Below are 11,920 nucleotides of genomic sequence, written 5' to 3' on the forward strand. Positions count from 1 at the left end.
GGTCACGGTCACTGCCGGGGCATCGGGCGGACGTCGGGTGCGATCTGCGCGCCCGGCGACGCCCGCACGATCGTGATCAGCCGGTCCGTCAACTGCAGTGTCCCGACGGCCGGATCGTCGTATCCGAGCACCCGGTGCCCGCGTACGACACTCACCACCAGGTCGTCGGTCTCGCGCGGCTTCTTGCCCACCTCGGCCTTTATGACGGGCCGTTCGACCATGTCGAGCCCGCTGCCCTGCTGGATGAGGTCCTCCATCACCATGCCGGCCGCGGGGCTGAGCACGGACAGACCGAGCAGCCGCCCGGCCGCGCTCGCGCTGGTGATGACGGCGTCGGCGCCGGACTGCTTGAGCAGCGGCGCGTTCTCCTCCTCGCGGACCGCGGCCACGATCTTGGCGCCGCGGTTGAGCTGCCGGGCCGTCAGGGTCACCAGCACGGCCGTGTCGTCCCGTTGGGTCGCGATGATGATCTGCCGTGCGCGCTGCACCTCGGCCCGCACCAGGACCTCGCTGCGGGTCGCGTCCCCGACCACCCCGGCGAACCCGTCGGCGGTCGCGGCCTCGATCACCTTGGCGCTCGGGTCGACCACGACGACCTGCTCCTGCTTCAGCCCGGTCGCGCAGACGGTCTGGATCGCCGAACGCCCCTTCGTCCCGAAGCCGATGACGACGGTGTGATCGCGCAAGGTGGACCTCCAGCGGTTCTGACGCCATTCCTCCCGGGTCCGTTCGGTGAGGACTTCGAGCGTGGTGCCGACCAGGATGATCAGGAAGACCACCCGCAGCGGCGTGATGACGAGGATGTTGGTGAGCCGGGCACCGTCGCTGACGGGGGCGATGTCGCCGTACCCGGTGGTGGAGAGGGTGACCGTCGCGTAGTACGCCGCGTCGAGGAAGTCGACCGACCCGTCGGAGTTGTCGTTGTAGCCGTCACGGTCGATCCAGACGATCAGGGCGGTGGCGGCCAGCACCAGCAAAGCCATGAGCAGGCGTCTCAGAACCTGCTGGATGGGGCGCTCGACGACCTTCTTCGGGAGTTTCACCCGATGGGTCACGAGATGCTCGTCCGCCTGCCGGGCGATCGCGTCATGGCCCGGAAGTTTCACGTGAAACACACCCCGATCCCGGCGAACGCCCAGGGCAGATCGAGCAGTTCGAGCTCCTCACCCGCGCGAGCACCGCCCGGTGGTACGACGACCAGGCCATCGGCCGCCGCGATGCCGCGCAGCATCGCCGGACCGTTGTAGTGCAGCGCAACGGCGTGGTCACCGCGCAGCACGACGGGGATCAGCCGGGTGTCGTGCGGATGGCCGTGCACCGCGTCCTGGATCGGCATCGTGTACGGCTCGGGTGCGGGGCGGGCCGCAAGGGTCCGCAGCAGGGGCTCGGCGAGCGTGAGCAGTCCGGAGACGGCGGCGAGGGGGTTGCCGGGCAGGCCCACGAGGTGCTGGTTCTCCTTGGTGCGGCCCAGCAGCATGGGGTGGCCGGGTCGCACCTTGACGCCGTCGACGAGGAGTTCGGCGCCGATGCGCTGCAGGGTGGGGTGGACGTGGTCGACGGGCCCGGAGGCGGTACCGCCGGTGGTCACGATCAGATCGGCGTCGGAGCCGGTGATCGCCTTGTGCAGGGCTTTGGCGTCGTCACCGATCCGACGAACCGCCGCGACCTCGGCGCCCAGCGCACGCAGCCACGGCGGCAGCATCGGCCCGAGCGCGTCCCTGATCAGCCCCTCGCGCGGCAGCCCCTCGGTGAGCAACTCGTCACCCAGGACGAGGACTTCGGCGCGGGGAGCGGGTACGGCGGTGAGGGTGTCGTACCCCGCGGCCGCGGCAAGTCCGAGCACCGCCGGGGTCACGAGTGTGCCCAGCGGGACCAGTTGATCCCCGGAGCGGCACTCCTGCCCCCGCGGCCGGATGTCCTGGCCGTGCTGGAGATCCCGCCCGGCGTACAGGCGGCCCTTGTCGTCGGTACGACCGTGTTCGCTGCGCAGCACGGCCGTGGTGTCCGACGGGATCCGCGCACCGGTGGCGATCCGCACGGCCTCCCCGTCGGTGAGCCGCGCCGGCTCCCCGTGCCCGGCGAGCACGCCCTCGTCCCGTACGTCCCAGGGACCGGGCCCCGCGACCGCCCAGCCGTCCATCGCCGAGGTGTCGAAGGAGGGCAGGTCGGTGAGGGCGGTGAGGGGGGCGGCCAGGGTGAGCCCGAGCGCGCCCTCGATCCGCACGGAAACGGGAGCCCGCCGCCCACCGGCCCGAGCGGCCCGCGCGGCGATCGCCCGGGCCTCGGCCCAGGCGGTGGCCTTGTGCGAAGCCGCGTGCTGATCACGCGAGGCGCCAGATCCGGCGGGGGCGGGCACGCCGTCGCCGGAAGCGGGAGCGGATGCGGGAGCAGGAGTACGACTGCCGGGATCCCTCACCAGCGCGAGCACCTCCTCGACGTCGAAGTCGGTGTCCTCGGCGTTCCCACCGGTCCGGGCGGTCACCCGGCGTCCGGGGCGGGCTTGGCCTCGGAGTCGTCCTCCTCGGCCCAACGCAGGGCGAGCGCGACGGCCTTGCGGGCGGCCTCGGCGACGGCTTCCGGACCGCCCCCGGCCTGCGCGGCCGCGTACCCGACGAGAAAGGTCGTCAGCGGCGCCGCGGGCCTCGCCACTCCGTGGGCGGCATCACGAGCGAGGTCGAGCAGAACGCCGGTGTCGACGTCCAGATCGAGCCCCAGCTCGTCCTTGACAGCGGAAATCCATTCATCCAACACGTGCCCATGCTCCCTGATACGTGCCCTGGCGGCGGCGATGTCGTCCCAGGTGTCGCAGTCGAACGAGGCGACGGGGTCGGGGACGCGGGTGAGGTGGAGACCGGCGGTCAGGCGGCGGAGGGGGAGGCCGGTGAGGGGAGCGGCAGGAGTGCCGGTCCCCTTCGCGTCGGCGCCCGTCGGCGCGGCGAGCTCGCGGTGCAGGGCGTCTGCGCGGTACGCGGCGACGAGGGGTTGGTCGCGACCGTCGGTGTCGGTGAGGAGGACGCCCTCCGTTCCGCTCGCCCGCAGGGCCGCCAGCAGCCGCCGTACCGTCGTCGGTTCGAGAAACGGGAGGTCGGCGGAGAGGACGACGACATGTTCCGCCGTGGTGTGCGCGAGACCGGCGGCGAGCGCGGCGACGGGGCCCCCGCCGGGCGGCTCCTCACGCGCCCACACCACGGGCCGGGCGGTGGGGCGGACATCGGCGACGACCACGGTGGTGCGCGCGTCGGCACACGCGGCGAGCACGCGGTCGAGCAGCGCCCGCCCACCGACCCGCACCCCGGGCTTGTCGGCACCGCCGAGCCGCCGAGCGGCACCCCCGGCGAGCACGACGGCGTCGTAGGCCGGCTCGACACCGGGACCACCCGGAGGCTCGTACGAGGTCACCCCCCGAGTATGCGTGCCGTCACGATCACAGGGAACGCATGGGCGCCGACGCAATCACCGGGTGCGGGACGGGAAGGGCGGGGCGGGCGGGGGCCACGCACCTGCACCGACACCATGGACCACCGCTCACAGCGTCCGCAGCAGCACCGCCGGTTGTTCCACGCAGTCCGCCACGTACCGCAGGAAACCGCCCGCCGTGCCGCCGTCGCAGACGCGGTGGTCGAAGGTGAGGGAGAGCTGGACGACCTGGCGCACCGCCAGCTCGCCCTCGTGCACCCACGGCTTGGGGACGATGCGGCCGACGCCGAGCATCGCGGCCTCGGGGTGGTTGATGATCGGCGTGGAACCGTCGACGCCGAACACTCCGTAGTTGTTCAACGTGAAGGTCCCGCCCGTGAGTTCCCCGGGCGTGAGCGTGCCGGCCCGGGCCGCCTCGGTCAGTCGGCCGAACTCCGCGCTCAGCGACTCGGCGCCCCGCCCGTGCGCGTCCCGCACGACCGGTACGACCAGACCCCGCTCGGTCTGCGCGGCGAAGCCGAGGTGCACCTGTTCCAGCCGGACGATCTCCCTGGCCTCCATGTCGACCGTGGAGTTGAGCTCGGGGAAGCGGGCGAGGGCGGCCGTGCAGACGCGGGCCAGCAGGGCGAGGACGGAGATCTTCGGCCCGCCAGAGGCGTTCATCGCGGCCCGCGCGCGCATGAACTCCGTCGCGTCGGCATCCACCCAGCAGGTCGCGTCCGGGATCTCGCGCCGACTGCGGGAGAGCTTGTCGGCGACGGCTCCGCGAACTCCCTTGAGGGGCACGCGAATGCCCGTGCGCGTGGCGGCCGACGGGGTGGGTGTGGCGGTGGGCGCGGCGAGCGCAGGGGCGGCGGAGCCGGTGGCCTCGCTCGGCGCGACGACGGCACGCATCGCCTGCTCCACGTCCGCCCGCAGGATCAGTCCGTCGGGGCCGGACCCCGTCATCTGCCGCAGATCCAGACCGTTCTGACGGGCAAGCCGCCGCACGAGAGGCGAGATGACCGGTACGGGCCCATCGGCAGTCCGGCCAGGTGTCCCCTCGGTGGTCGAGACGGTGCCGTCGATCAGGGCCGGTGCGACCGCACCATTGCGAGCCGGCGCCGTCGAAGCGGTCGCCACCGCAGGAGCCGTCGAAGCCACCGGCCCCGCAGCAACCGTCGGCCCCGCGGGCCGAACCCGCCGTCGCCGCGCAGGTGCCTCCGAAGTGCCGTACCCCACAAGGACGTTCCCCGAGCCCTCCGCAGAATCGCCCGCGTCCTCCGCAGAGCCGCCCGAGTCGTCAGCCGAACCGCCGGAGGCCACCTCCCCGCCGACCGCCACCGTCAACAGCGGCGCCCCCACGGGCAGTTCCGCGCCCTCCTCGCCGAAGCGGGCCGTGACGACGCCGCCGTAGGGACAGGGCACCTCGACCATCGCCTTGGCCGTCTCGACCTCGACGACCGGCTGGTCGATGGCGACGACGTCGCCGACCTGGACCAGCCAGCGCACGATCTCCGCCTCGGTGAGCCCTTCGCCGAGGTCGGGCAGTTTGAACTCCAGCACCTGTGCCATCAGCCCTCGGCCTCCCACTGCAGACGGGCCACGGCGTCCAGGATCCGGTCCACGCCGGGCAGATGGTGCCGCTCCAGCATCGGCGGCGGATACGGGATGTCGAACCCGGCCACGCGCAGCACCGGTGCCTCCAGGTGGTGGAAGCAGCGCTCGGTGACGCGGGCCGCGATCTCCCCGCCGGGACCGCCGTATCCGCCCGACTCGTGCACGACGACCGCGCGCCCGGTCCGCCGTACCGAGGCGCACACCGTCTCGTCGTCGAACGGCACCAGGGAGCGCAGGTCGACGACTTCGAGGTCCCAGCCCTCGGCCCGCGCCGCCTCGGCGGCGTCGAGGCAGACGGGCAGGGACGGGCCGTAGGTGATGAGCGTGGCGCTGGTGCCCGGGCGGCGCACGACCGCGCGGCCGATCGGCTCGACGGGTGATGGCTCCTCGGGGTTCCAGGAGTCCTTCGACCAGTACAGGCGCTTGGGCTCCATGAACACGACCGGGTCGTCGGAGGCGATCGCGGCGCGCAGCAGTCCGTAGGCGTCGGCGACGGTCGCGGGCGTGACGACGTGCAGGCCCGGGGTCGCCATGTAGTACGCCTCGGAGGAGTCGCTGTGGTGCTCGACGCCGCCGATGCCGCCGCCGTAGGGGATGCGGACGGTGATCGGCAGGGGCATCGCCCCGCGCGTGCGGTTGCGCATCCGCGAGACGTGGCTGATGAGCTGCTCGAACGCCGGGTAGGCGAACGCGTCGAACTGCATCTCCACGACCGGCCGCAGCCCGTACATGGCCATGCCGACGGCCGCGCCGAGGATGCCCGCCTCGGCCAGCGGGGTGTCCGTGCACCGGTCCTCGCCGAACTCCTTGGCGAGCCCGTCGGTGACCCGGAAGACGCCGCCGAGCGTGCCGACGTCCTCACCGAGGACGTGCACGGCCGGGTCGGCGGCCATGGCATCGCGGAGCGCGCGCGTGAGGGCCTGCGCCATGGTGGCCGGCTTGAGGGCGACGGTGGTCATCAGTGCGCCCCTTCCCGCTCGGCCGCCAGCTCCGCCGCCAACTGCTCGCGCTGCTCGCGCAGTTGCGGGGTGGGTTCGGCGTAGACGTGGGCGAACAGGTCCATGGGGTCGAGCGCCGGGTCCTGGTTCATGCGCTCGCGCAGGTCGGCGGCCATGGTCTCGGCGGCGTCCCGCGCGGCCTGGACACCGGCCTCGTCGATCAGGCCGCGCTCGGTCAGCTCGTGCTCCAGGAGCGCGATCGGGTCGTGCGCGCGCCAGGCCTCGACCTCGGTGTCGCCGCGGTAGCGGGTCGCGTCGTCGGCGTTGGTGTGGGCCTCGATGCGGTACGTGACCGCCTCGACGAGCGTCGGACCGCCACCCGCGCGTGCCTGCCGTACGGCGTCGGCGAGGACCGCGTGCACGGCCGCCGCGTCGTTGCCGTCGACCAGCCGGCCCGGCATGCCGTAGCCGACCGCCTTGTGGGCCAGCGAGGGGGCCGCGGTCTGCTTGGCGAGCGGGACGGAGATGGCGAAGCCGTTGTTCTGGACCAGGAAGACGACCGGGGCCTGCCAGACGGCGGCGAAGTTCAGCGCCTCGTGGAAGTCGCCCTCGCTGGTGCCGCCGTCACCGACCATGGCGAGCGCGACCACGTCGTCGCCCTTGAGGCGGGCGGCGTGCGCGAGGCCGACGGCGTGCGGCAGCTGGGTGGCGAGCGGGGTGCTCAGGGGCGCGATGCGGTGCTCGCGCGGGTCGTAGCCGGTGTGCCAGTCGCCGCGCAGCAGGGTGAGCGCCTGGACGGGGTCCAGGCCGCGGGCGACGGCGGCGAGGGTGTCGCGGTAGCTGGGGAAGAGCCAGTCGTGCTCCTCCAGGACGAGCGCGGCGGCGACCTCGCAGGCCTCCTGGCCGGTGCTGGAGGGGTAGACGGCGAGGCGGCCCTGCTTGGTGAGGGCGGTGGCCTGTGTGTTGTATCTGCGCCCGCGGACCAGCTCGGCGTACAGCCGGCGCAGCAGGGCCGGGTCGGCCTGCGCGGCGGCCTCGGTGCCGAGAACGCGGAACGGGTGCGCGTCGGGCAGCAGCGGCGCGGGGTCCGTGCGGGGCTGCCAGGCGGGCGGCGGCGCGGGCCGGTACGCGCCCCGCTGCTCCATGACCGTCATGACGGCACCTCCTCGTGCGAGCGACTGTGGACGCGTCACGAGAGTGATGCGCCTCACCTACCGATTGTTCGGTCGTCGGCACATTTTGGCTACAGGCACCTCCAGGCTGTGGACAAACGGTTCTGCACAACCTGAAATGAACGCAGTACGTCCATGCTAGGGAGGCGGGGGGACATGGCACCTGAACAAATGGCCGAAGGACCGGAGGGCAGCGGGCCCCAGCCGCCCGCGCGCCCCCTCGACGCGATCGACCTGGACATCCTGCAGATGCTCCAGGCGGACGGCCGCGCGTCGATACGGTCCGTCGCCGAACGGGTGCACGTGTCCCGCGCCAACGCCTACGCGCGTATCAACCGCCTCATCGAGGACGGCGTCATCCGTGGGTTCGGCGCCCGCGTGGACCACGAACGCGCCGGTCAGGGCACCTCGGCGTACATCACCCTGAAGATCGTCCAGAACTCCTGGCGGACGGTGCGCGAGCAGCTCAGACAGCTGCCCGGGGCCTCCCACATCGCGCTGGTGGGCGGGGACTTCGACGTGCTGCTGCTGGTGCACACGCCCGACAACAAGGCCCTGCGCGAACTGGTGCTCACCCGGCTGCAGGCCATGCCGGAGGTGCTCAGCACCCGCACACTCCTGGTGTTCGAGGAGGAGGACCTGGAGCCGCAGAGCTGAGCCGTCCCGCCCTCGGATCAGGCCTCTCTCCGCTCGGACCTCCCCGCGGTCTCGCTCAGTCCTGCTTGCGCAGCCCCGAGAAGACCAGCCGTACGACCGCGTCGGCGACCTCGCGTTCGTTCATGCCGCGCCCGTCGGGGCGGTACCACTCGACGATCGAGTTGATCATCCCGAAGACCAGCCGGGTCGCGAGCCGCACCTCCACGTCGCCGCGCACCTCGCCGACGTCGGCCGCCGCCCGCAGCAGGTCGGCGACCCGGTGGTCGAAATCCCGGCGCCGGTCCAGGGCCCACCGCTCGGTGTCCGTGTTGCCGCGCACCCGCAGCAGCAGCGTCACGTAGGGCAGCTCGGTGATCAGCACCTCGACCATCCGCCGTACGACGTACTCCAGTCGCCCTTCGGCGCTGCCCACGCGCGCGGGCTCCTCGTCGAGGATCTCGAAGAGGCCGTCCAGGGCCCGGCTCACGGCCCGGCGCAGCAGCTCCTCCTTGCCGGCCACGTGGTGGTAGATCGACGACTTGGAGATGCCGGCCGCCTTGGAGAGGTGCTCCATGGAGGTGCCGTCGTAGCCGCGCTCGTTGAAGACCTGGACGGCGACGGACAGCAGCGTCTCCGGGGTGTACGTGTCGCGCTTGGCGGTGGTCATGACGTGCTGCCCTCCCGCTTGTCGGTGGCGTACGCGTGTCGGTAGAGCGCGAGGGACGGCGCGTAGCGTCCGGAGGGGTCGCGCATGTGCAGGTCGTCGAGGAGGGCGTAGGCCCAGTTGCGGCCGAGCCTGCGGCTCCATTCGAACGGGCCCAGGGGGTAGTTGACCCCGAGGCGCATCGCGGTGTCGATGTCCTCCTCTGTGGCCACGCCCTTGGCGACGGCGTCGTGCGCCAGGTCGACGATCCGGGCGACCGTGCGGGCGACGATCATGCCGGGGATGTCCCCGATGTGGCTGACGTCCTTGCCGAGCGCCTGGAAGAGGCCGGTGGCCTCGACGAGGGTCTGCGGCGAGGTGTCCTGGGAGGCGGACAGGGCGATGCGGGTGGCCTTGCGGTAGTCGAGGGCGAGGTCGAAGTAGACGACGTCGCGGAACTCCACGGAGGTCTGGCCGTCGGCGAGCGCCAGTTGGCCGCCGCCGGGCAGCACCAGGCGGGTGCCGTGGTCCTCCTCGTCCTCGCGGACCTGGATGCCCGCCTCGCGCAGCAGCGGGAGCAGCTCGGCGGCCGGGCCCAGGTCGCCCTCCACGACGACGTAGGCGGGCGCCCGCTGCTGCTCCGCGGTGTGCGGCTCGGCGTCCTCGGCGTCCTCGGCGTGGTCGTACCAGCCCTGTCCGCTCTTGCGGCCGAGCCGGCCGGACTCCACCAGGCGCCGCTGGGCGAGCGAGGGCGTGAAGCGCACGTCCCGGAAGAAGGCCTCCCACACGGAGCGCGTCACCGACTCGTTGACGTCCTGCCCGATGAGGTCGGTCAGCTCGAACGCGCCCATCCGGAAGCCGCCCGACTCGCGCAGCACGGCGTCGATGGTGGCGGGGTCAGCGCCCTGGGCCTCGTAGACCGCGAACGCCTCGGCGTAGAAGGGCCGGGCGAGGCGGTTGACGATGAAGCCGGGGGTGTCGGCGCAGGCGACCGGTGTCTTGCCCCACGCGCGGGCCATCTCGTACGCGCGCGTGGCCGACGTGACGTCGGTGGCGAAGCCGGAGACGACCTCGACCAGCGGCAGCAGCGGGGCGGGGTTGAAGAAGTGCAGGCCGACGAGGCGGCCGGGGTTGCGCAGGGCGCCGCCGATGGCGGTGACGGACAGGGACGAGGTGTTGGTGGCGAGCAGACAGTCCTCGTCGACCAGGTCCTCCAGCGCCCGCAGCAGCTCCTGCTTGACGTCCAGCCGCTCCAGCACCGCCTCGACGACCAGCGTGCAGTCCGCGAGGTCGGCGAGGTCGGCGGCGGGCAGCAGCCGGTCGCGGGCCGCGTCGCGGTCGGCGGCGGAGAGCCGGTCCTTCGCGACGAGCCGGTCGAGTCGGGCGACGATCGCTTCGGCCGCCTCCAGGGCGCGCCCGGGGAGGGTGTCGTACAACCGCACGTGGTGGCCGGCGACCAGCGCGACCTGGGCGATGCCCTGGCCCATGGTGCCGGTACCGACGACGGCCACGGGGCTGCTGAGGTCCAGTGCTGTCATGTGCGCGATCCTCCCGCACGGGGTTTTCCACAGATGCGGCGGACCCCCTTGTCCCGACCGATCGTTCGGTTACTCTAACTCTGACCGGCTGTTTCCGCCCCCTGTTTCTGCCCAGGTCATGAGCCCGCCAAAGAGTCCCGCCCAAAAGTCACAGTGTTCGCAAGACGAGGAGTTGGTCCCCCCATGGCTGCCGAACCGACCGCGCACGAACTGATCGCCAAGCACCGGCCCACGCTCGACCAGGCCCTGGAAGCGATCCGCACCCGCGCGTACTGGTCCCCGCACCCCGAACACCCCAAGGCCTACGGGGAGAACGGCAGCCTGGACATGGCGGCGGGCAAGGCCGCGTTCGACGCCCTCCTGGGCACCCGCCTCGACCTGGACCAGCCGGGCACGGACGGCTGGACGGGCGGCGAGGTCTCGCCGTACGGCATCGAGCTGGGCGTCGAGTACCCGCACGCGGACATCGACGTACTGCTGCCCGCCATGAAGGCGGGCCAGCGCGCCTGGCGGGACGCGGGCGCGGAAGTCCGCGCGGTGGTGAGCCTGGAGATCCTCAAGCGGATCGCCGACCGGACGCACGAGTTCGCGCACGCGGTCATGCACACCAGCGGCCAGGCCTTCATGATGGCGTTCCAGGCGGGCGGCCCGCACGCGCAGGACCGCGCCCTGGAGGCGGTGGCGTACGCGTACGCGGAGCAGGTCCGCACGCCCGACACGGCCCAGTGGACCAAGCCGCAGGGCAAGCGCGACCCGCTGGTCATGACCAAGGAGTTCACGCCGGTCCCGCGCGGGATCGCCCTGATGATCGGCTGCAACACCTTCCCGACGTGGAACGGCTACCCGGGCCTGTTCGCCTCCCTGGCCACCGGCAACGCGGTCCTGGTCAAGCCCCACCCGCGCGCGGTGCTGCCGCTCGCGCTCACCGTTCAGATCGCGCGCCAGGTGCTCGCCGAGGCCGGCTTCGACCCGAACCTGGTGGCGCTGGCCGCCGAGCGCCCCGGCGAGGGCATCGCCAAGACGCTGGCCACCCGCCCGGAGATCCGGATCATCGACTACACCGGTTCCACGGCGTTCGGCGACTGGCTGGAGACCAACGCCCGCCAGGCGCAGGTCTACACGGAGAAGGCCGGCGTCAACACGGTCCTCGTGGAGTCGGCCGCCAACTACAAGGGCATGCTCGCCAACCTGGCCTTCTCCCTCTCCCTCTACAGCGGCCAGATGTGCACCACCCCGCAGAACCTGCTGATCCCCCGGGACGGCATCGGCACCGACCAGGGCCACAAGACCTTCGACGAGGTCGTCGCCGACCTCGCCCGCTCCGTCGACGGCCTGCTCGGTGACGACACGCGCGCCAACGGACTGCTCGGCGCGATCGTCAACCCGGACGTGAAGGCCCGCGTCGACGCTGCCGCTGGGCTGGGCGAAGTCGCTCTCGCCTCACGGGAGATCACCAACCCCGAGTTCCCGGACGCGGTGGTTCGTACGCCGGTGATCGTGAAGCTGGACGGTGCACGGAAATATTGGGAGGGGGCGGACGACGAGGCCGCGTACATGAACGAGTGCTTCGGTCCCGTCTCCTTCGCCGTCGCCGTCGACTCGGCCGCCGATGCGGTGGAGCTGCTGGGGCGGACGATTCGTGAGAAGGGTGCGATGACGGTGGGGGCGTACACGACTGACGCCGGGGTTGAGGCTGCGGTTGAAGAGGTCTGTCTTGAGGAGGCGGCGCAGTTGTCGCTGAACTTGACGGGTGGGGTGTACGTCAATCAGACGGCTGCGTTCTCCGACTTCCACGGGTCGGGTGGGAACCCGGCGGCGAACGCGGCGTTGGCGGACGGGGCGTTCGTTGCCAATCGGTTCCGGGTGATCGAAGTGCGTCGGGACGCCTAAGAGCTCGGTGGGTGGGATTTCTGCGCGGCTGACGGTCCGTTGTGGCTTGTCGCGCAGTTCCCCGCGCCCCTAAAAACGGGGGCGTTG

Annotated in this window: 10 protein-coding genes; 2 read left to right on the forward strand and 8 right to left on the reverse strand. The window is 72.1% G+C overall.

The window, feature by feature from the left end:
- Window positions 1-8: 8 nt before the first annotated feature.
- From M2283_RS11285 to pdhA, 6 genes are all read right to left on the reverse strand, one after another.
- Window positions 9-1,106 (reverse strand): potassium channel family protein, encoded by a 1,098-nt coding sequence (locus M2283_RS11285; RefSeq protein ID WP_280876001.1) that lies wholly within the window; start codon window positions 1,104-1,106, stop codon window positions 9-11.
- Complete coding sequence (locus M2283_RS11290; RefSeq protein WP_280876002.1) at window positions 1,103-2,482, reverse strand: molybdopterin molybdotransferase MoeA; 1,380 nt, start codon at window positions 2,480-2,482, stop codon at window positions 1,103-1,105. The genes M2283_RS11285 and M2283_RS11290 overlap by 4 nt, the downstream gene beginning before the upstream one ends.
- Window positions 2,479-3,399: an NTP transferase domain-containing protein gene (locus M2283_RS11295; protein WP_280876003.1), complete on the reverse strand. Its 921-nt coding sequence runs from the start codon at window positions 3,397-3,399 to the stop codon at window positions 2,479-2,481. Before M2283_RS11295 ends, M2283_RS11290 begins: the two co-directional genes overlap by 4 nt.
- Before the next feature lie 126 nt (window positions 3,400-3,525).
- Window positions 3,526-4,971 carry a dihydrolipoamide acetyltransferase family protein gene (locus M2283_RS11300; protein WP_280876004.1) on the reverse strand — a complete coding sequence of 482 codons (1,446 nt, stop codon included), beginning with the start codon at window positions 4,969-4,971 and terminating at the stop codon, window positions 3,526-3,528.
- Window positions 4,971-5,975 carry an alpha-ketoacid dehydrogenase subunit beta gene (locus tag M2283_RS11305; protein WP_280876005.1) on the reverse strand — a complete coding sequence of 335 codons (1,005 nt, stop codon included), beginning with the start codon at window positions 5,973-5,975 and terminating at the stop codon, window positions 4,971-4,973. The genes M2283_RS11300 and M2283_RS11305 overlap by 1 nt, the downstream gene beginning before the upstream one ends.
- Window positions 5,975-7,108, reverse strand: coding sequence for a pyruvate dehydrogenase (acetyl-transferring) E1 component subunit alpha (pdhA, locus tag M2283_RS11310; protein WP_280876006.1), 1,134 nt, complete (start codon window positions 7,106-7,108; stop codon window positions 5,975-5,977). Before pdhA ends, M2283_RS11305 begins: the two co-directional genes overlap by 1 nt.
- Before the next feature lie 189 nt (window positions 7,109-7,297).
- Between pdhA and M2283_RS11315 the strand changes: the two genes are divergently transcribed.
- Window positions 7,298-7,783 carry an Lrp/AsnC family transcriptional regulator gene (locus M2283_RS11315; protein WP_280876261.1) on the forward strand — a complete coding sequence of 162 codons (486 nt, stop codon included), beginning with the start codon at window positions 7,298-7,300 and terminating at the stop codon, window positions 7,781-7,783.
- Window positions 7,784-7,838: 55 nt separating this feature from the next.
- On the opposite strand, the gene M2283_RS11320 is transcribed toward M2283_RS11315, so the two are convergent.
- Window positions 7,839-8,429 (reverse strand): TetR/AcrR family transcriptional regulator, encoded by a 591-nt coding sequence (locus M2283_RS11320; RefSeq protein ID WP_280876007.1) that lies wholly within the window; start codon window positions 8,427-8,429, stop codon window positions 7,839-7,841.
- A complete protein-coding gene (locus M2283_RS11325; protein ID WP_280876008.1) occupies window positions 8,426-9,943 on the reverse strand; it encodes a 3-hydroxyacyl-CoA dehydrogenase in 1,518 nt (505 codons plus the stop codon). Before M2283_RS11325 ends, M2283_RS11320 begins: the two co-directional genes overlap by 4 nt.
- 183 nt (window positions 9,944-10,126) lie before the next feature.
- On the opposite strand from M2283_RS11325, the gene paaN reads away from it, so the two are divergent.
- Window positions 10,127-11,833 carry a phenylacetic acid degradation protein PaaN gene (gene paaN / locus M2283_RS11330; RefSeq protein WP_280876009.1) on the forward strand — a complete coding sequence of 569 codons (1,707 nt, stop codon included), beginning with the start codon at window positions 10,127-10,129 and terminating at the stop codon, window positions 11,831-11,833.
- Window positions 11,834-11,920: the final 87 nt, after the last annotated feature.

The sequence above is a fragment of the Streptomyces pseudovenezuelae genome (genome assembly GCF_029892565.1).
Taxonomy (GTDB): Bacteria; Actinomycetota; Actinomycetes; order Streptomycetales; family Streptomycetaceae; genus Streptomyces; species Streptomyces pseudovenezuelae_A.

Coding starts and splice junctions, on each gene's coding strand:
- M2283_RS11320 (WP_280876007.1), bottom strand. CDS start 8,429: ATGACCACCGCCAAGCGCGACACGTACACCCCGGAGACGCTGCTGTCC.
- M2283_RS11305 (WP_280876005.1), bottom strand. CDS start 5,975: ATGACCACCGTCGCCCTCAAGCCGGCCACCATGGCGCAGGCCCTCACG.
- M2283_RS11325 (WP_280876008.1), bottom strand. CDS start 9,943: ATGACAGCACTGGACCTCAGCAGCCCCGTGGCCGTCGTCGGTACCGGC.
- pdhA (WP_280876006.1), bottom strand. CDS start 7,108: ATGACGGTCATGGAGCAGCGGGGCGCGTACCGGCCCGCGCCGCCGCCC.
- paaN (WP_280876009.1), top strand. CDS start 10,127: ATGGCTGCCGAACCGACCGCGCACGAACTGATCGCCAAGCACCGGCCC.
- M2283_RS11300 (WP_280876004.1), bottom strand. CDS start 4,971: ATGGCACAGGTGCTGGAGTTCAAACTGCCCGACCTCGGCGAAGGGCTC.
- M2283_RS11315 (WP_280876261.1), top strand. CDS start 7,298: ATGGCCGAAGGACCGGAGGGCAGCGGGCCCCAGCCGCCCGCGCGCCCC.